We start from the raw sequence: 18555 nt of genomic DNA on the forward strand, positions 1-18555 counted from the left end.
TGCGTGGATAATTCCACCGCACCTCCCCCCAAAAGCGGCCGCACGGAACCCTCCCATTGGATGTGCTGTAAGAAGTCTAGAATCCAGACGATGGAAAACAAAACCGTCCAGTCGGTTTTCACCTATGACGGTGGTAGCGTAGTGAAGTCTCGACGGCGGTCCGCCCTCCGTCGCCCCTATGGTTGAGAGGCTCACCTTGCCCCAGCAACAACGCGCAAAGGAAACCCGGCTGGCTGTCATTGAGGGCGCCGCCACGGTCTTCGCAGCTACCGGCTACGGAAACGCGAGCCTGTCGGACATCATCAGGAATGCCGCCGTGACAAAGGGAGCCCTGTACTTCCACTTCACGTCCAAGCGGGACCTGGCGTTGGCCGTCATCGAAGAGCAGCACTCCATGGTCCTGGCAGCGGGGGCTGCCATCCTCGGCTCGGAATCCCCCGCCCTGGAGAAGATCGTCAGCCTCTGCAGGATGTTTGGGCGGCAATTGCTGGATGAGCCAATCGTCCAAGCCGGCATCCGGCTCACTTTCGAAGCCTCGGCTTTCGCAGCGGACGTGTCGGGCCGTTACGAGGACTGGATCGGAACGGTGCAGCAGCTCCTGGTGGAAGCTCAAGCGGAGGGCGCAGTGCGGCCGGACCTGGATGCGGCAACCTTCAGCCGGTACCTTGTTGCATCCTTCACCGGCGTCCAAATGGTGTCGGACGTGCTCACGGGGCGCGAAGATGTCCTGGCGAGGATAGAACAGATGTGGGAGTTCATGCTGCCGGCGCTCACGCCTGCGCGCTAGCCGATCCGGCCCGGCACTACTCCTGCCGGGGATGCGTCGATTTTTCCGGTTCCGCGAGGGCGTCTATGAGTTTGAGCCCGCGTTTCCCCCATTCAATTTCCGTCTCCGCGCGCGCTATGAGGCCTTCATAGGTAAATATCTTGTATTCAATGGTGCGCTGGTGGTCAGGCTTGGGAGTTACGGCCAGTCGCTTGTTCAACATCTCATTGGTACCGGACTTCAGCTCCTCGACCATGTGCGCCCACTGATCGCGACGCATGAGGTGATAGTCAATATGCGCCTGCATGTGATCCCTGGCGGCCTGCGGCTCCACCCACTCAAGGTAGGCGGCCTTCAAATGGACGGGGTCCCGCTCACGCGAGTACTCCAGCGGTGAGTACATCCACTCACGGAAGACATCACGGCCCTCCTCGGTGATCCGATACTGCGTCTTCTTGCCGCGGGGTCCCCACGAAACTTCCTCCGCCGTGAGCAGCCCACCTTTTTCCATCTTGCGCAGCTCCGGATAGATCTGGGAATCCGGGGCGTGCCAGACGAAACCCACAGAGGACCCGAAGCGTTTCGCGAGGTCATATCCGGTCATTGGCTCAACGGAAAGCAAGGCCAGGATGGCGTGGCGGAGACTCATGAGAAGTTCCTTTCAAGGTCTTGCCAATAACTATATCTATAGATAGTGTGTGACGCACCCCACCATCTATGTCCATAGATAGTTGGGTGCATTTGGAAATTTGCGAAAGGTCAACGATGACTGTGCTTCAGTCCAGCAGTTCCACCACCAGCAAGGTTCTTGGGCATCCCGTGAATGCCTGGTACGTCGCCGCTTGGGATCACGAAGTGACCCGCAAACCCATGGCACGTCGCATTGCCAACAGGCCACTGGCCCTATATCGCACCGAGGATGGCAAAGCTGTGGCTCTTGCCGATGCTTGCTGGCATCGGCTGGCTCCCCTCTCCATGGGGAAGGTGGTGGGGAGGGACGAGATCCAGTGCCCCTACCACGGCATCCGGTACAACTCAGCGGGGCGCTGTACTTCCATGCCGGCGCAGGAGACGATCAATCCCTCCGCCACTGTCCCCTCCTTTCCCGTGGTGGAACGGCACCGGTTCGTTTGGGTCTGGTTGGGAGATCCCGGGAAAGCGGACCCGGACCTCGTTCCGGACATGCACCAAATGGACAGCCCTGAATGGGCCGGCGACGGACAACTGATCTACGCCCCGTGCAACTACCAGCTGGTGCTCGACAACCTGATGGACCTCACCCATGAGGAATTCGTCCACTCCTCCAGCATCGGTCAGGAGGAACTGAGCGAGTCGGACTTCGTTGTCTCCCATGAGGGCCAGACCGTCACGGTCACCCGTTGGATGCTCGATATAGAGGCCCCGCCCTTCTGGCTCAAGAACATGCGGGACAAGTTCCCCGGGTTCACCGGCAGGGTCGACCGGTGGCAGATCATCCGCTACGAGGCACCATCGACAATCCGGATTGACGTCGGTGTCGCCAAGGCGGGGTCCGGCGCCCCCGAAGAGGACCGGAGCCAGGGCGTCAATGGCTACGTGATGAACACCATCAGTCCGGAGACTGACAAGAGCTGCCACTACTTTTGGGCCTTCATGCGCAACTACTGCCTCGACAGCCAGCTGATCACCACACAATTGCGCGATGGAGTGGACGGCGTCTTTGCCGAGGACGAGGCCATGCTGACCGCGCAGCAGGAAGCCATCGACGCCAACCCCGATTACGAGTTCTACAGCCTCAACATCGATGCCGGGGGAATGTGGGTGCGCCGGATGATAGAGCGGATGCTTGAGGCCGAGGGCCGCCTGGCCGCTGCCGTCTAAGCACCCGGCTTCGAGGAGAAAAGACAATGGCAGCAAACAACACCGAAGTCTGGCAGTCCGCAAGGGTCGCCGCAGTGGTCGAAGTCGCAACAGGCATCAGGCGGATTGAGCTCACCCCATCCATGCCTGTTCCCGCTGAACCGGGATCCCACGTCGACGTTATGGTCGTCGTTGACGGCGCGCAGGAAAAGCGCTCCTATTCAGTGGTGGAGTGCTCCGAGGATGGTGCTCGCCTGGTCATCAGTGTTTTGAAGGCCCCCGCTTCCAGAGGCGGCTCTGTCTTCATGCATATGCTCCAGGAAGGCGAGACCCTACGCATAACGCAGCCGCTACAGAACTTCCCTCTCCGCATCGGCGCAGAGCGGTACGTGCTCCTTGCGGGAGGAATCGGCATCACCGCCATCAAGAACATGGCTGACGTCCTCCGCAGCGTCAAGGCAGATTACACGCTGGTCTACGTCGGCCGGAGCCGCAGGGCAATGGCATACCTGGAGGATTTGCGGCAGTTGCACGGAGACAGACTCCGGGTTCATGTCGATGACGAAGGCAATGGCCTGGACGTCAGCACATTGGTGGACGACCTCGATGCGACGACCGAGCTGTACATGTGTGGCCCGATCCGTCTGATGGACGCCGTGCGACGTGCATGGGGAGAACGCAACCTTTCCTTGCCGAATCTGCGCTACGAGACGTTTGGCAATTCAGGCTGGTACGACCCCGAAGAATTCATCGTCAGCATCCCCCGACTGGGCGTTGAAGCCACTGTCGGTCGTGGCCGCTCCATGCTTGAGGCACTCGAAGACGCGGGCGTGGACATGATGTTCGACTGCCGCAAAGGCGAATGCGGACTCTGCGAAGTGCGGATCCTGAACCTCCAAGGCACCCTCGACCACCGCGACGTGTTCTACAGCGAGAGACAGCAACATGCGACCGACAAGATGTGCTGCTGTGTTTCCCGCGCCGTCAGCCGTCCTGGTCCAAGCAAGACAGCCGGATCCCCGGCAGTCCTGACCATCGACGTTTCCTGAGCCCAGTTACCCCGGACATCAGCACCGTCTCGATGCCCTATCCGCTCCACGCCCCGACGGTGGACGGCACGATACGACGAAGTATCTCCAAGAAAGGTTTACCGTGGACGTAAAGAGTGAGATCAAGAACTCACCCATGAGTCGCTTTCAGATAGTGACAGTGACCATCTGCCTCATCCTCATCATGATCGACGGCTTTGACGTCCTGGTCATGTCATTCACAGCCCCGACGCTTTCGGCCGAATGGAAAGTGCCCCCCATCGAATTGGGCTACCTCCTCAGCGCCGGGCTGTTCGGCATGTCGGCAGGCTCCATTCTGTTGACGCCCTTGGCGGACAAAATCGGGCGCAGGAACCTGACCCTGGTTGCGCTGTCCATCATTTCGGTTGGCATGATCTTGTCCGTGACGGCGGCAGATGTTCCCCAGCTGATCGCCTACAGGGTCTTCACCGGACTGGGCATTGGCGGCATGATCGCCAATCTCAGTGTCCTTGTTTCCGAATACTCCTCGGACCGCCGTCGTGGCATGGCCATGGGAATCTTCTCCGCGGGCTACCCGATCGGCGGAGCCGTCGGCGGTGTTATCGCCGGGTCATTGATTGCCTCATATGGATGGCGGGCGGCGTTTGCCTTCGGTGCCGTCGTCAGCGTGGCCATGTTGATTGCCAGCTGGTTCCTTCTGCCGGAATCGCTCGAATACTTGGCCGAGAAGGGAACCGACCGTTCACTTCCCGCGATCAACAAAATTCTTGGCAGGATGGGCCGCCCCCAGCTGACGGAACTTCCAGCCGCCCCTTCCCTGCTTGAAAATTCCGAAAATGTCTTCAAGGAAGTCTTCGGGTCCAGGATGTTGGGTAAAACGCTTCTCATGTGGATCGGTTATGCGTTCCTTATCGCAGCCTTCTATTTCGCCAACACGTGGACGCCCAAAATCATGGCCGAAGCAGCAGGGGACAACCAGCTCGGTGTCACCGCCGGAATTCTCGTCAGCACTGGTGGCATTGTCGGCGCCCTTGGGTTCGGCGTTATGTCGACCTGGGTCAAGAGTCGTCTCCTGAACACCCTCTGCTTGGTGGTAGCCGGCATCGCCTACATCGCCTTTGCCGGCTCATTCGGCGCCACTGGCTTTGCACTGGCCCTGGCCACACTCGTCGGCATGCTCACCAACGCAGGCGTGGCCGGTTATTACACCATCGTGCCGCCCTTGTATTCGGCGAAGGCAAGGGCATCCGGGTTCGGTTGGATGATCGGTGTTGGGCGTTTGGTCTCCATCGTCGCCCCGATCCTGGTCGGATATTTGATTGCCGCCGGAATACCGCCGGTCACCATCTTCTATCTTTTCGCAGTCCCCTTGTTCCTGTCCGCCCTTTGCTGTGTGGCACTGGGCAGGGTACTTCGGCGATACGAGTCCACGGACTCCGCGCGTACGGAAGCTGACGAGCCCGCAATGAGCTAACGGGAATGGTTCCTGTCAGACCGCTGGGATAAACGACGGAAATGAAAAAGGAGAGCTACCACATTGGTAGCTCTCCTTTTATCCTGCTTCCGGCAGGACCTTTATGGTGGAGCTGAGGGGACTCGAACCCCTGACCCCCTGCATGCCATGCAGGTGCGCTACCAGCTGCGCCACAGCCCCATATTCTTGCCGCTTAGCGCTTGGCCTTTGAGGCCATCCGCGCCGAAGCAACTCAAATATCTTAGAACAGCATTTCCGAAAATTCCAAATCGGGCATATTCGGCATGCGGACTGCTCCTAGGCGTCGGACTCCCCCGCGGCTGTGGTGTTGGCTTGGGCCGCGTCGCCGAGCTCGAGGTCGACCACAGGGCAGTCCTTCCACAGTCGCTCAAGGGCGTAGAACACGCGGTCTTCGGCATGCTGGACGTGGATAACGATGTCTGCGTAGTCCAAGAGGACCCAGCGTCCCTCCGAACGGCCTTCACGGCGGACCGGGCGAAGATCTTGCTTCAGCAGCTCCTCTTCGATCCCGTCGACAATGGCATTGACTTGCCGCTCGGTGGGAGCGGAGGCAATCAGGAAAACATCCGTCAGCGCCAGACGTTCGCTGACATCAAGAGCGACGATGTCTTCTGCCAGCTTGTCGGCCGCGGCACGTGCAGCATGACGGGCGAGAGTGATGGATTGTTCGTGTGCAGACAAGGGAACTCCTAGTTGTGGCGCGTGGCCGGAAAGTGGCTTAAGCCGTGTTGGGGCGGATTATCCGCTGGTAATCATGATGATGCCGACGATCAGGGCCACCAGGCCCAGTGCCAGGACGCCGTACTGCAGCAAACGGTTGCGCTGGGCCCTGGCCAGGCCGGCGGTGTTGGCGTCCAACGGATCCAAGCCGTAGGCGGTACTGGCAGACACTGGGGGCCTCTGCGCTTCTTCACCGGGCTCAATCCTGGTCGCAGATTTGTTCCTGGCCGATCGGGCTACTGCCTCGGCCCGGGCAAGTACGCCCGCACGGCCGCGCGGGGCGCGTTCCTTGGCTGGAGCCTGTGCGGCATCAAGCTTAGGACCGGATGAGGTGACCACCGGAACGAAGGTAGTACTCGGACGCTTCATCACCGGACGTTCAACGCCGGGGACCTTGACGAACTCCAGCGGAGTCACCATCGCCAGGTTGTTCGCCGTTGAAGGACCGGCCGATGCGGACGGAGCCTTGCCCTGCCCGGCTTGGTTTGGGCCGGCTTGGTTCTGCTCGGCAAGTTTCTGCTTCGCTGCGGCGCGCTTGTTCAGCACTGCCGCGCGCTCAGCCAAAGCAATCTGCTGGGCCAGGACGTCAGGATCAACAGCCAGAGGATCCTGCTCGGCAATGTGTTCAAGTTTGGAGGTCTGGTTCTGGACCTGCGCAGCAATCAGTTCGCGGACTGCCAGAGCCTGTTCCACGGACATCCCGGACTCCGCGGGACCGCTGGGAGCCCCTGAGGGAACAGCCTTTGCCGGTTGTGCGGGCTCTTGTTTCTGCGTGGAGTCTTGGAGCGGCGCAACTTCCTCCTGCTGCGCAGGCGCTTGCTGCTTGCCGCCATCCTTGACCGCGGCCTCGCCCTTGGCGCCAGGCAGAGGAACGACCGGGTTCATGGACGTGGCGACTTCTGCCTGAAGCTGCTGAAGCCGCAGCTGGCGTCGTGTGGGTGGGCCGCCGCCGGACAGTTGCTCTTCCTTGTCAGCGAGCTCCTTGATGGTACGCAAGGCAGCACGGTCACGGGCCCGGATCTGGGACGAACGTTCCTGTGCTGCGGCGCCCACCGCATCTACGGGGGCGTCTGCGGCACGGCGGTTGCGGGCGTGCAAACGCTCTGCACCGACGGCGGTATCTGCCTGCTGGGGTGCGGCGGCCTCCGACTGGACCTCAGGGTTCTCTTCCCGGGCACGACGAAGCTCACGCCTGCTGCGGATGGGTCGCTGTTCCTGGCTGCTCATATTACAAACTCATTCAGTACGTGCTTGGTCGTCTGATCCGGAAAGTGCCGGCGAAAGATCTCCCGGTACGGCGTCCGGCGCATACAGTCCATACTTGGCGATGTACTGCACAACGCCATCCGGCACCAGGTACCACACGGGGTTGCCCGCACCGACACGGATACGGCAATCCGTGGAGGAGATCGCCATGGCCGGAACTTCCAACAGGCTGACATCGTCGGTCCGCCCGAGGTCGTTCAGCTCGTGCCCGGGCCGGGTCACTCCCACGAAATGGGCCAGTGACCAGAGTTCGTCCACGTCTTTCCATGACAGGATCTGCGCCAGGGCATCCGCGCCCGTGATGAAGAACAGGTCGGCATCAGGACGCTGCGCCCGAAGATCGCGCAGGGTGTCGATGGTGAACGTCGGGCCTGGCCGGTCCACATCGACGCGGCTGACGGTAAACCGGGGGTTTGATGCAGTGGCGATGACAGTCATCAAGTACCGGTGCTCGGGTTCGCTGACCAGTTTGTGCGACTTCTGCCACGGCTGACCCGTAGGCACGAAAACGACTTCGTCGAGGTCGAACTTGGCTGCGACTTCACTTGCAGCCACAAGGTGGCCGTGGTGGATGGGATCAAAGGTTCCACCCATCACGCCCAGCCGAAGCCTGCGCTCCGACTCCCCGCGAGGTGTTGCGGCAATAATGTTAGTGGCCCTGGCCGTGGGTGTGCTTGTTCGGGTGCTGGCGGTGCGGGTCAGCGTGCTCTTCCACTGCCTCGTGGCGGTTGCCCAGGTTGGTGTAGGACAGGGTCACGAACATGAGAACCAGCAGCAGGGCGAACATGACGACGCCGAAGACCCACGGCTCGGCCCACAGCGGGGCGAGTTCCTCGTGGCCGCCTTCTGTCTGGGCGGCAATGGACGTGGCGATCTGCTGAAACAGCATCTTCTCCCCTAGTTGGTTCTCAAAGGATTTCGACGGCGGGACTCCCCGCCGTTCCTGGCTTCTGTTCTATGTTACCGCGTTGCTAGCCGCGGACTTGGCCTTCGCCTTGCACGATCCACTTTGTGGTGGTCAATTCGCTAAGCCCCATGGGGCCTCGGGCGTGAAGCTTCTGCGTGGAGATGCCGACCTCGGCACCGAGGCCGAGTTCGCCGCCGTCGGTAAACCGCGTTGATGCATTGACAATCACGGCCGCGGAGTCGATTTCTGCGATAAACCGCTCTGCATTGGCCAGGTTGTTCGTCAGGATGGCTTCTGTGTGCCCGGTAGTCCACTTGCGGATGTGCTTCACGGCGTCATCCAGGCTGTCCACCATGGCTACGGCGAGGTCGAGGTCCATGTACTCAGTGGCCCAGTCGTCGTCGTCCGCCGGAACGGTCTCGACACTGCTGCCAAGTGCGGCAGCAATCCGGTCGTCGACGTGGAGCGTCACGCCGGCTTTCCGCAAGGCGGCCGCAACCGCCGGCAGAGTGGTGGAACCCGAGTGCACCAGGAGTGTCTCGACGGTGTTGCAGACACTGGGACGCTGGGTTTTGGCGTTGAGGAGAATCTCCACTGCCATCTCTTCACCCGCAGATTCATCGATGAAGATATGGACGTTGCCCTCTCCGGTTTCGATGACGGGCACCGAAGAGTTGTTCACGACGGTCTGGATAAGGTCCCGTCCGCCCCGGGGAATGAGGACATCCACCCGGCCGCGGGCACGCATCAGGACATTGGCACCCTCGCGGCCGTACTGGTCAACGGTCTGGACAGCATCGGCGGGAAGCCCCACCGAGTCCAGGGCATCACGGAGGATCCGGACCAAGGCCTCGTTCGTGTTCGCGGCAGCGGAGCCACCGCGGAGAATCACGGCGTTGCCACTCTTGAGGGCCAAGCCCGCAATGTCAACAGTGACGTTGGGGCGGGCTTCATAGATGGCAGCGACAACGCCCATGGGGACGTTGACCTGGCGAAGGCGGAGGCCGTTGGGCAGCGTCTGTCCCCGGACCACATTGCCCACGGGATCGGGCAGGCCGGCCAGGTTCTCCAAGGCGGCAACCAAGCCGTCAATACGCTCCGGAGTCAAGGTAAGGCGGTCTAGAAGGGCTGCGGACGTGCCGTTGGAGCGGCCTGCGGCGACATCCTTGGCATTGGCTTCGAGTACGTGCTTGCGGTTCTCCAGCAACGCGGCACCGATGGCACGAAGCGCACGGTCCTTCCACGCGCGGTTCGCCTGCCCAAGGCGACGGGCAGCCTTGCGTGAACGGTCGGCAATGGCGTGGACTGCAGCCTCAAGCTCTTCCGGTGACAGCGGAAGGCGACCTGCCGCAGGGTTCTCCGGTGCGTGGCCGGTGGTACCGGTAACGTCGGAGATCACGGGGGCGTCAGGGGTCAGCGCTTCAGTCATGCACCCAGTTTAGATGAGCGGGGCCTCTGCAGAAGCACCAGATCGTCAACATGAACAACTTCACGGTCATAGCCCTGCCCCAGGGACTGGCCAAGCTCCTGCGTGGTTCGGCCCAGCATGCGGGGAAGCTCCTGGGATGAGTAATTCACCAGCCCGCGGGCCACGATGCTTCCGTCCAGTGACACCATCTCCACGGGATCACCGGCTTCGAAGTCACCGCTGACCCCCGCGATACCTGCCGGAAGCAGCGAGCGGTGCCGGTCGCGCACGGCTTTCACCGCGCCGTCGTCGAGAGTCAACCTGCCGTGGACCGTAGCCAGGTGGGCCAGCCACAGAAGGCGGACAGGTTTACGGCTGCCGTTCACCGCGAACCAGGTTCCGACATCCTCCCCTGCCAGGGCGGCTGCTGCGTTGGCCGTGGAAGTTACCAGCGCATGGATGCCCGATCCGGCGGCTATGGAGGCGGCCTCGACCTTGGTCATCATGCCGCCGGTTCCAACACCGGCCTTGCCGGCCTTGCCGATGGTCACGTCCTCCAGATCCTGGGGGCCTCGGACCAGCGGGATGCGCCGGGCCCCCTGGGAGGGAGGACCGTCATAGACGGCGTCGACGTCGGAGAGCAGCACGAGCGCGTCAGCGCGGACGAGGTGCGCCACGAGTGCCGCGAGGCGGTCGTTATCACCAAAACGGATTTCGTGGGTGGCCACGGTGTCATTCTCATTGACCACCGGCACGACACCGAGGTTAAGCAACCGGTCCAGGGCCCGGAAGGCGTTGGTGTGCTGGGTACGGCGCATGAGGTCATCGGCTGTCAGCAGAACCTGGCTCACAGTGACCCCGTGGGCGTTGAAGGCCTGCGTGTAGCGCGCCATCAGGAGCCCCTGGCCGACGCTCGCTGCTGCTTGCTGCGTGGCGAGATCCTTGGGCCGCTTGGCCAAGCCCAAGGGAGCCAACCCGGCGGCAATGGCGCCCGAGGACACCAGGATGATCTCGGTGCCTGCGTTTCGCTTCCCGGCGAGGGCGTTGACCAACTGGGTCAGGGATTTCTCGGAGATGCCGCCTTTGATGCTGGTCAAGGAGGAGGAACCCACCTTGACCACGATCCGTTTGGCGTCAGCTATCCCCTGGCGTTCCAATCCTGCCGCTTCCCCGGGAGCTTCGATGGTCCTAGTCGTCATCACCGGAATCCAGCGTGCTCTCCCTCACTGTCCGCGCGCGGCGACCGCTGACGGATTCAGTCCATATGCCCGCTTTGCGCTCGGCTTCCAGCTCAGCGCGTGCTGCAGCCTTGGCTTCGCGGCGCTCGATCTGCTCTTCGCGCTTTTGCGAGCGGGTGGGCCGGTCGCCGATGTCGGCGATACGGATGTCGGTGCCTCGCGGCGTTGCCAGCAGTTCGGCACCGGCCATCATGGTGGGCTCCCAGTCGAAGACGACGCCGTCGTCCTCACCGATGACCACGGTATCGCCGGGCTTGGCGCCGACCTTGAACAGCTCAGTCTCAACACCAAGCTTGGCGAGACGGTCCGCCAGGTAGCCGATGGCTTCCTCGTTGGTGAAGTCGGTCTGCTTGACCCAGCGCACGGGCTTTTCACCCAGGACGCGGAACAGCGGCTCGAGGTTCTTCTCCTCGCGGCGGATCTTGAAACCGGATTCGTTGACCGCACGTGGCCGCAGTACCGGCGCAGCCACCTTGGGTGGGGCAACCTCGACGGCGTCCCGCGCAGCCTTGACGATCTCGGCCATGGCGAAGCCGAGCTGGCGCAGGCCCTCATGGCTGGTCGCCGATACTTCGAAGACGCGGTAACCGCGTGCCTCAAGGTCGGGGCGGACGAACTCTGCCATGTCCTTGCCGTCAGGAAGGTCCACCTTGTTCAGGACTACGAGCTTGGGACGCTCGTTCAACGGAACAACTTCACCGTCGACGCCTGCATAGCTCATATCAACGGCGTACTTCTCAAGCTCGGCCTCAATGATGGCCAGGTCCGACAGGGGATCACGGTCGGATTCCAGGGTTCCGCAATCAAGGACGTGGACCAGCGCTGCGCAACGCTCCACGTGCCGCAGGAAGTTATGGCCGAGGCCCTTGCCTTCGCTGGCACCTTCAATGAGGCCCGGGACGTCGGCAATGGTGAAGCGCACATCGCCCGCTTGCACCACGCCGAGGTTGGGAATCAGCGTAGTGAAGGGGTAGTCGGCGATCTTCGGGCGCGCAGCTGACATGGCGGCAATCAGGCTGGACTTGCCGGCAGAGGGGAACCCGACGAGTGCGATGTCGGCAATGGACTTCAGTTCCAGGACGATGTCGCTGGATTCGCCCTCGATGCCGAGCAACGCGAATCCGGGAGCCCGGCGCTTCTGCGATGACAGGGCCGCATTGCCGAGGCCTCCCTGGCCGCCTGCAGCTGCAACGTATTCGGTTCCCTCGCCCACGAGGTCAGCCAGGACTTCGCCGTCCTTGGTCTTGACCACGGTGCCGTCGGGTACCGGAAGAACCAGGGTTTCGCCGTTCTTGCCCCCGCGCCAGTCACCCATGCCCGGGCCACCGTTGGTGGCGTGGCGGTGGGGTGCGTGGTGGTAGTCCAGCAACGTGGTTGTCTGCGCCGAGACACGAAGGATGACGTCGCCGCCATTGCCGCCATTGCCGCCGTCGGGACCCCCGAGCGGCTTGAATTTCTCGCGCTTTACGGAGACACAGCCGTGGCCGCCGGTTCCGCCGGATACGTGCAGTACTACCCGGTCTACAAAGCTCGCCACGTGGATCTCCTCAGTTGCTGTTTCCAGCGTTGTTGCTGTTGCCAGCGCTGTTGCAAAACCAGTGCGCCGTGGGCGCCCTAGTCGATTGTAATGCGGTTAAAAGAACGGTGGAGCGGGCCGTTTGGCCCGCTCCACCGGTTCAGAACTTGTTGTTACTCTGCAGCTGCAGCAGCAACGATGTTCACTACGCGACGGCCGCGGCGAGTACCAAACTCAACCGCACCGGCCTGCAGGGCGAACAGGGTGTCGTCGCCACCGCGACCGACGCCTGCACCGGGGTGGAAGTGGGTTCCACGCTGGCGGACGATGATCTCGCCGGCGGAAACTACCTGACCGCCGAAGCGCTTGACGCCCAGGTACTGTGCGTTGGAGTCACGACCGTTGCGAGTGGAACTCGCGCCTTTTTTGTGTGCCATGTGAAATGCCTGCCTCTAAATTTCTGGGGAAACTGAAAATCTGAACAGCGGTAACGAAAGTTACGCGATGCTGGTGATCTTGATCTTGGTCAGTTCCTGACGGTGACCCTGACGCTTCTTGTAGCCGGTCTTGTTCTTGAACTTCTGGATGACGATCTTCGGACCACGGAGGTCTTCGAGGATTTCAGCCGTGACCTTGACGTTGGCCAGTTCCGCAGCAGCGGAGGTGACCTTGTCGCCGTCAACCAGGAGCAAGGCGGGCAGCTCAAGCGTGCTGCCGGCTCCACCGGGGACGCGGTTCAGCGTTACGTAGTCTCCAACGGAAACTTTTTCTTGGCGGCCGCCTGCGCGGACAATCGCGTACACCACTTGGGTACTCACTTCTCTCGACGTTTATAACTAAATTTGCGTGCGGAACCTGAGCCGGAAATGAGGCTGGGTTCGCGCTGTGCCTCAACGCCGTGGACTCCTGATCGAAGCCCGCGAGTCATCCCATGAACAATTCCACGGGGCATAACCCAAGTGTTGGCGTAAGCACCGAAGATCAAGATTACGCTAGTTTGACCCTCAGCTGCAAATGAGGCCGGGTCCGGAGGCTGCCACGTGACTTGCGTCACGAGTCGTAACGGACTCTCCCGGCACCGTGCCCATACAGCCTACAGGGTTCGGCAACGAATCACGCGATCCGGCGCGCGGAGGAAGCCGGCTTTGCTGCCCGAGCGACGAATGGTGCCCTAGGCGTGAAGCCTGGGAGCGTCAAAGAACGCGGTCTCATAGCGACAGGACTGCCTGAAGGCCTCCAGCATGTCCGCACGCTCACGAGCGGTAGCTGAGAGTGCAGCTGCGTCCGTGAAGTTGATCGCTTCGCGGGTGGCAGCGGCGAAAGCTTCGTCCGCATACGTCCTCAGCCACTCCGCGTAAGGGTGGGCGGCTGAAGCCCCCGCCTCCACAAAGGCGGCATGGAGCTTCTGCCCTACTTCGGCGTACAACCAGTAGCAAGGCAGGATCGCGGCCAGAACCACTGCATAGCTGCCCGACGTCGAAGCGGCCAGCAGGTGGTCCACATAGGCTTTGGTCACTGGTCCCGTCACGCCCGATGCCTCGCGGGTACTCAGCCAGTTCCTGTGCAGTTCCGATTCCACTTCGAGGCACTGCTGTGATCCCTTGGCCCAGAACAGTTGTTCTTCTTCAGTTGGCGCCAACGCGCCGGCCCGGGCCAGCACCCTGGAATAGCCATTCAAATAGATGGCATCCTGTGCCAGGTAGTAACTGAATGCAGGCTCCGGCAGCTGCCCGGACTGCAGTTCCTGGATGAAGTTCAGCTCATGGATTCTTTCAAGCTCAGGGACGGCTTCTTTCCACAAGATGGCAGCGAACCCGCCCGTTTGGAGCTTGCGCTGGTGATGGAAGTGGTCCACTGGTCCGTTGCCTTCGCCGACCTCCAGCTCAACTGAACCCCTCAGCGCCTGGAGCAGCCACGGCTTTACCTCGCGCAACGACGCTTCCCAGTCACCCGTACGTACCTGGACGGTGGCCATCGCCGACGACAACGAGCACCCAGTGCCATGGCTGTTCTTTGTCTCAATCCGTGGACCGGCTACCTCGACGACATCCTGGTGCAACAAGCCAACGGTGTTGATCAACGCGTCCGGACACTCGGCGCCAGCCAGGTGACCGCCCTTGACCAGGACGGTGTTTCCGCATTCCGCGGCAAGGCGCTTGCCCTGCTCCAGGGCCGAAGCCCAATCGGCCGCCTCAGACTCGCCCAACAATATGGCAAGTTCCGGCAAGTTGGGCGTGATGAGGTCCGCCAACGGCAGCAAGGAACGAAGGGCCTCGACGGCAGACTCCGTCAGGAGGCGGTCACCGCTGGTGGCCACCATCACCGGGTCAAGGACGACGACGGCGGGATGCACTTCCCCAAGCCACCTGCGGACTTCATCAATCACCTCTGCGTCCCCCAGCATGCCGATCTTGACGGCATCGATGGCGATGTCGCTGCTGATCGCGGTCAACTGTTGCCGCAGGAACTCCACCGGGGGTACGTGGACGGCACTGACACCCTGGGTGTTTTGTGCGGTCAGGGCCGTGATGGCAGCCATTCCGTAACCGCCGTGGGCGGCGATGCTCTTAAGGTCTGCTTGGATCCCGGCGCCTCCGGAGGGATCTGAGCCTGCGATGCTCAGTACCCGTGGGGTCTGCCTGTGGTCCGCCACCAGCGGATACACAGAGGAATATGACAACTCGGCCATGAGGACATCCCTTCGCCGGTGCTAACCGGACAGGTTCAACGGGTCTGGATCTCAGCCCGGCCCACCGCCTGGCACCCCGTGTCAGTCCCCCAGCCTAACGCACCGAAAAGGGCGAGGGCCCCGTAATGCCCGCTCCTGGCGGATATTACAGGGCCCTCGAAACCACTGACGTCGATCAGAGCTCGGAGGCAGGCACGCCGACACCCAGGATGATGGGTTCCTCCGAAGCCGGTTTCCGGACCGGTTCTGCCGGCGCCTTGGACTGGTGTGCCGATCCCTGGGCAGCTGTGGCAGCTTCCTCGTGGTGCTCAACACTGGTCTCGTTGGCCGCACCTTGTGCCCTGCTGGCACTGCGGTTGCGGCGGCCCCGGCGACCCCTCGAAGCCGCAGGAGCTTCTCCGGACGAAGGAACCTGTGCGGCGGCTGCCGGGGCCGCCCCGGCAGCTGGAGCCGCTGCACTCTCCGAAGCGCCCTCTTCCTCGGCGGACGGAGCGGCACCGAGGTGCGAGAACGCCTCGGCCAATCGGTCCAGGCTCATGGCAGGCTTGGACGTTTGCGGCTCGTCATGGTGTTCGACGAAAGGCAGCGCAACCTCTTCGCCGCCGAAGCGCAGCACCGGGGTGGAGCGCGCTTCACGGACGGCGGCATCGTGGGCCTCAGTGGCCTGGTCGGTTGGAGCATCCTTTGCCGCAGCAGAAATGGATCCTGTCCCGGCCTCGTGCCGCCCGGCAGCCCGTGCCAGCTCTTCGGCCTTGTGGATTTCGTCATCGTGCAGGTGGGCAGCATGCGCTGCGGCGGCAATGGTCGCCAGCGCTGCACGGGTCGCTTCAGCTTTTGCCTGGCGCGCAGGGTCCTGTGGTTCCGGGTGTGCCGCCAGGGCAGCCGGAGCTGAGGGCGCCGTGTGGACCTGGGCGGGTGCTTCGGCTGCCCCCTGCGCTCCTCCCTTGCCGCGACGACGCTTGCGTTCCGTGCGCGCGGTGGGCTGTTGCGCCTCGGTGTTGGGACGGTGCTGCTCGACAGCCGCCACGTTGGCACGACGATGCTCCACGGGCTCGTCGTGTGTCACGACACCGCGGCCTGCGCAATGCTCACACTGTTCACCGAAGACCTCAAGGAGTCCGGTACCCATGCGTTTGCGCGTCATCTGCACCAAACCGAGCGAGGTCACTTCAGCAACCTGGTGCTTGGTACGGTCGCGGCCCAAGCATTCGACCAGGCGGCGCAGCACGAGATCGCGGTTGGATTCCAGCACCATGTCGATGAAGTCGATGACAATAATGCCGCCGATGTCACGCAGGCGAAGTTGCCGGACTACTTCCTCGGCAGCTTCAAGGTTGTTCTTGGTGACTGTCTCCTCGAGGTTGCCGCCGCTGCCGGTGAACTTACCGGTGTTGACGTCCACCACGGTCATGGCCTCAGTGCGGTCGATGACCAACGAACCACCGGAAGGCAGGAAGACCTTGCGTTCGAGTGCCTTGTGGATCTGCTCATCGATGCGCCAAGCGGAGAAGATGTCCTGGTCCTTGGTCCACTTTTCGAGCCGGCCCACCAGATCGGGAGCAACGTAGGTGACGTAGGCCTCGATGGTGTCCCAGGCATCGTCACCGGAGACGATCAGCTTGGAGAAGTCCTCGTTGAAGACGTCGCGGACCACCTTGATGGTGAGGTCCGGTTCGCCGTAGAGCAGTTCCGGTGCCAGCACCTTGGTGGAGGCAGCCTGCCCTTCGATGCCCTCCCACTGCGCGCGCAGCCGGTTGATGTCGTGGGTCAGTTCTTCTTCCGATGCGCCCTCAGCGGCGGTGCGGACAATGACGCCGGCGTTTTCCGGCAGGCGGTCCTTGAGGATCCGCTTGAGGCGGTTGCGTTCGACGTCGGGCAGCTTGCGGGAGATACCGGTCATGGATCCACCGGGCACGTACACCAGGTAGCGGCCCGGGAGGGAAATCTGGCTTGTGAGGCGGGCACCCTTGTGCCCCACGGGGTCCTTGGTGACCTGGACCAGGACAGAGTCCCCCGACTTCAGTGCGTTCTCGATCCGGCGAGGCTGGCCTTCAAGGTTGACCGCGTCCCAGTTCACTTCACCGGCGTAGAGCACCGCGTTGCGGCCGCGTCCGATGTCCACGAAGGCAGCTTCCATCGAGGGCAGGACGTTCTGGACCTTGCCCAGGTACACGTTGCCGATCAGTGAGTCCTGCTGCGTCTTGGACACAAAGTGCTCAGCCAGTACGCCGTCCTCAAGGACGCCGATCTGGATTCTGTCATCGCGCTGGCGGACGATCATCTGCCGGTCCACCGACTCGCGGCGTGCCAGGAACTCCGCTTCGGTGATCACCTGGCGGCGGCGTCCGGTCTCGCGTGACTCGCGACGACGCTGCTTCTTCGCCTCGAGGCGGGTAGAGCCCTTTACGCTGGCGACCCGGTTGGAGGGGGCAGTTTCCGTGATGGGGCGCGGTGCGCGGACACGGGTGACCGTGTTGGGCGGATCATCGTCCGAGCCGCCGGTCAGTTCAAGGTCCTGGTCTCCACGGCGGCGCCTGCGACGACGACGCGAGGTAACGCCGTCTTCGAGGGCTTCAGCTGCCGGAGCCTCGTCGTCCCCGGAGTCGCTGCTGTCTTCGCTGTCATTCTCTCGCTCGGTCCCGCGGCGGCCACGGCGGCCACGGCTCCGGCGGCGGCGACGGCTGCCACCTTCGTCCAGTTCGCCCTCAGCGCCGGTTTCAGCGTCGTCCTCAGCCTCGTCGCCTTTTTCTTCCACAGCCGCGGCGCGCGGAACAGTGGTCAGGTCCGGAGCCTGGAAAATCATGGAAGTAATGGAAACCGGCTCCATGAACAGTGACGTCGCAGCAGGAGCGGCTTCTTCAGCAGGCGTGGCCTCCTCGACAGCTTCTTCTTCAGCGGCAGGCGCCTCCGGCTGGGAGCCGGCGTCCGGCGTCGTGGTTTCCGCGGCAGGTTCTTCGACCACTTCCGCAGCAACCGGGGCCTCTTCCGCTTCTACCTTCGGCTTGGCAGCACGACGACGGCGGACCGGCTTTTCGGGAGCGGCTTCCACGATTGCTTCGGGCTGGCTTTCGGCAGCGGCTTCCTGGCCGACGGCGGTTTCCTCACCAAGTCCGGGCAGCGGCTCGGCCGGTTCCACCTTCTTGCGGGCCCGGGTCCGGCGTACGGGCTTTTCCGTGGCTTCGAGAGCTGGCGCCTCAGCTGCAGGGGTTTCTACTGCATCGACTGCTTTAGGCGCAGCCTTGCGCCGGGTGCGGGTGGTTTTCTTCGGCGCTTCCGCGTTTTCCGCGGCCGCTGCCTCATCATTAACGGCTACAACCTGGTCATTATCCATATATGGCAACACTCCTGCCCCAGCGACACCGCCACATCCGGCGCCCAGTGGGGCACATATTGTCAAAACCCGCAGGCGTTGACAGAAGTCGATAGTATGCCTTCCGGTTCGCACCATCCTTGGGGTGCGGCAGCCCTGGAAGACCGGTGGCTCAGCTCTGAAACCCGTTGTTCTGCTGCCACAACCAGGTGCCGTCCATTGTCATGGCGGGCCTACCGAAGATCGACGTGATCCTGGCATGCCCAGCTCATGCTGGCGGTCTTGGGAACAAGTCACCGGACCGGAATCCGAATGTGGGTCGGCTTCCAGCCATGTTCATTCTCTCACACCCATACGACTTTGCCCGCTA

16 protein-coding genes, 1 tRNA gene and 1 riboswitch are annotated in these 18555 nt (G+C 62.5%); of the genes, 4 read left to right on the top strand and 13 right to left on the bottom strand.

What is annotated here, in order from left to right; genetic code table 11:
* Nucleotides 1–178: 178 nt before the first annotated feature.
* Nucleotides 179–787 (top strand): ScbR family autoregulator-binding transcription factor, encoded by a 609-nt coding sequence (locus tag PQ627_RS17525; RefSeq protein ID WP_274262710.1) that lies wholly within the window; start codon nt 179–181, stop codon nt 785–787.
* A 16-nt stretch (nt 788–803) separates the two neighbouring features.
* Here PQ627_RS17525 and PQ627_RS17530 read toward each other — a convergent pair whose 3' ends face one another.
* Entirely contained in the window at nt 804–1415 is a 612-nt protein-coding gene (locus PQ627_RS17530) for a PadR family transcriptional regulator (RefSeq protein WP_274262711.1), read from the bottom strand.
* A 116-nt stretch (nt 1416–1531) separates the two neighbouring features.
* Between PQ627_RS17530 and PQ627_RS17535 the strand changes: the two genes are divergently transcribed.
* The 3 genes from PQ627_RS17535 (at nt 1532) to PQ627_RS17545 (ending at nt 5110) form a co-directional block, all read left to right on the top strand.
* The gene (locus PQ627_RS17535; RefSeq protein WP_274262712.1) at nt 1532–2626 is read left to right on the top strand and encodes an aromatic ring-hydroxylating dioxygenase subunit alpha; all 1095 of its coding nucleotides are present in this window, start codon (nt 1532–1534) and stop codon (nt 2624–2626) included.
* 26 nt (nt 2627–2652) lie between these two features.
* Nucleotides 2653–3654 (top strand): PDR/VanB family oxidoreductase, encoded by a 1002-nt coding sequence (locus PQ627_RS17540; protein WP_274262713.1) that lies wholly within the window; start codon nt 2653–2655, stop codon nt 3652–3654.
* Nucleotides 3655–3790: 136 nt separating this feature from the next.
* Nucleotides 3791–5110 (top strand): MFS transporter, encoded by a 1320-nt coding sequence (locus tag PQ627_RS17545; protein WP_274262714.1) that lies wholly within the window; start codon nt 3791–3793, stop codon nt 5108–5110.
* Between the two features lie 104 nt (nt 5111–5214).
* Here PQ627_RS17545 and PQ627_RS17550 read toward each other — a convergent pair.
* The 12 genes from PQ627_RS17550 to PQ627_RS17605 all read right to left on the bottom strand — a co-directional run bounded on the left by PQ627_RS17550 (nt 5215) and on the right by PQ627_RS17605 (nt 18206).
* Nucleotides 5215–5290, bottom strand: a tRNA-Ala gene (locus tag PQ627_RS17550).
* A 117-nt stretch (nt 5291–5407) separates the two neighbouring features.
* Nucleotides 5408–5812, bottom strand: a complete 405-nt coding sequence (gene rsfS, locus PQ627_RS17555) for a ribosome silencing factor (protein WP_274262715.1) — start codon at nt 5810–5812, stop codon at nt 5408–5410.
* A 57-nt stretch (nt 5813–5869) separates the two neighbouring features.
* A complete protein-coding gene (locus PQ627_RS17560; protein ID WP_274262716.1) occupies nt 5870–7078 on the bottom strand; it encodes a hypothetical protein in 1209 nt (402 codons plus the stop codon).
* 9 nt (nt 7079–7087) lie between these two features.
* Nucleotides 7088–7711, bottom strand: coding sequence for a nicotinate-nucleotide adenylyltransferase (gene nadD / locus PQ627_RS17565; RefSeq protein WP_373458718.1), 624 nt, complete (start codon nt 7709–7711; stop codon nt 7088–7090).
* A 55-nt stretch (nt 7712–7766) separates the two neighbouring features.
* Complete coding sequence (locus tag PQ627_RS17570) at nt 7767–8006, bottom strand: hypothetical protein (RefSeq protein WP_144659008.1); 240 nt, start codon at nt 8004–8006, stop codon at nt 7767–7769.
* 82 nt (nt 8007–8088) lie between these two features.
* Complete coding sequence (locus PQ627_RS17575) at nt 8089–9453, bottom strand: glutamate-5-semialdehyde dehydrogenase (RefSeq protein WP_144659009.1); 1365 nt, start codon at nt 9451–9453, stop codon at nt 8089–8091.
* Nucleotides 9450–10631 (bottom strand): glutamate 5-kinase, encoded by a 1182-nt coding sequence (gene proB, locus PQ627_RS17580; protein WP_274262717.1) that lies wholly within the window; start codon nt 10629–10631, stop codon nt 9450–9452. The genes PQ627_RS17575 and proB overlap by 4 nt, the downstream gene beginning before the upstream one ends.
* Nucleotides 10621–12207, bottom strand: coding sequence for a GTPase ObgE (obgE, locus tag PQ627_RS17585; RefSeq protein ID WP_274262718.1), 1587 nt, complete (start codon nt 12205–12207; stop codon nt 10621–10623). Before obgE ends, proB begins: the two co-directional genes overlap by 11 nt.
* A 152-nt stretch (nt 12208–12359) precedes the next feature.
* Entirely contained in the window at nt 12360–12623 is a 264-nt protein-coding gene (rpmA, locus tag PQ627_RS17590) for a 50S ribosomal protein L27 (RefSeq protein ID WP_003803426.1), read from the bottom strand.
* A 60-nt stretch (nt 12624–12683) separates the two neighbouring features.
* Complete coding sequence (gene rplU / locus PQ627_RS17595; RefSeq protein WP_144659108.1) at nt 12684–12992, bottom strand: 50S ribosomal protein L21; 309 nt, start codon at nt 12990–12992, stop codon at nt 12684–12686.
* A gap of 365 nt (nt 12993–13357) precedes the next feature.
* Nucleotides 13358–14875 (bottom strand): bifunctional hydroxymethylpyrimidine kinase/phosphomethylpyrimidine kinase, encoded by a 1518-nt coding sequence (gene thiD / locus PQ627_RS17600; RefSeq protein WP_274262719.1) that lies wholly within the window; start codon nt 14873–14875, stop codon nt 13358–13360.
* Nucleotides 14866–14964: riboswitch (TPP riboswitch) on the bottom strand. Its footprint overlaps the gene before it by 10 nt.
* 86 nt (nt 14965–15050) lie before the next feature.
* Nucleotides 15051–18206 (bottom strand): Rne/Rng family ribonuclease, encoded by a 3156-nt coding sequence (locus PQ627_RS17605; protein WP_274262720.1) that lies wholly within the window; start codon nt 18204–18206, stop codon nt 15051–15053.
* Nucleotides 18207–18555: the final 349 nt, after the last annotated feature.

Source organism: Paenarthrobacter sp. AB444, from assembly GCF_028736865.1.
Classification (GTDB): Bacteria; Actinomycetota; Actinomycetes; order Actinomycetales; family Micrococcaceae; genus Arthrobacter; species Arthrobacter nicotinovorans_B.

Bases quoted from the DNA above. Each gene is read 5' to 3' on its own strand.
- PQ627_RS17605 (WP_274262720.1), bottom strand. From the start codon at position 18,206: ATGGATAATGACCAGGTTGTAGCCGTTAATGATGAGGCAGCGGCCGCG.
- PQ627_RS17540 (WP_274262713.1), top strand. From the start codon at position 2,653: ATGGCAGCAAACAACACCGAAGTCTGGCAGTCCGCAAGGGTCGCCGCA.
- thiD (WP_274262719.1), bottom strand. From the start codon at position 14,875: ATGGCCGAGTTGTCATATTCCTCTGTGTATCCGCTGGTGGCGGACCAC.
- PQ627_RS17575 (WP_144659009.1), bottom strand. From the start codon at position 9,453: ATGACTGAAGCGCTGACCCCTGACGCCCCCGTGATCTCCGACGTTACC.
- PQ627_RS17560 (WP_274262716.1), bottom strand. From the start codon at position 7,078: ATGAGCAGCCAGGAACAGCGACCCATCCGCAGCAGGCGTGAGCTTCGT.
- proB (WP_274262717.1), bottom strand. From the start codon at position 10,631: ATGACGACTAGGACCATCGAAGCTCCCGGGGAAGCGGCAGGATTGGAA.
- PQ627_RS17530 (WP_274262711.1), bottom strand. From the start codon at position 1,415: ATGAGTCTCCGCCACGCCATCCTGGCCTTGCTTTCCGTTGAGCCAATG.
- rpmA (WP_003803426.1), bottom strand. From the start codon at position 12,623: ATGGCACACAAAAAAGGCGCGAGTTCCACTCGCAACGGTCGTGACTCC.
- PQ627_RS17545 (WP_274262714.1), top strand. From the start codon at position 3,791: ATGAGTCGCTTTCAGATAGTGACAGTGACCATCTGCCTCATCCTCATC.
- nadD (WP_373458718.1), bottom strand. From the start codon at position 7,711: ATGGGTGGAACCTTTGATCCCATCCACCACGGCCACCTTGTGGCTGCA.
- PQ627_RS17535 (WP_274262712.1), top strand. From the start codon at position 1,532: ATGACTGTGCTTCAGTCCAGCAGTTCCACCACCAGCAAGGTTCTTGGG.
- PQ627_RS17570 (WP_144659008.1), bottom strand. From the start codon at position 8,006: ATGCTGTTTCAGCAGATCGCCACGTCCATTGCCGCCCAGACAGAAGGC.
- PQ627_RS17525 (WP_274262710.1), top strand. From the start codon at position 179: ATGGTTGAGAGGCTCACCTTGCCCCAGCAACAACGCGCAAAGGAAACC.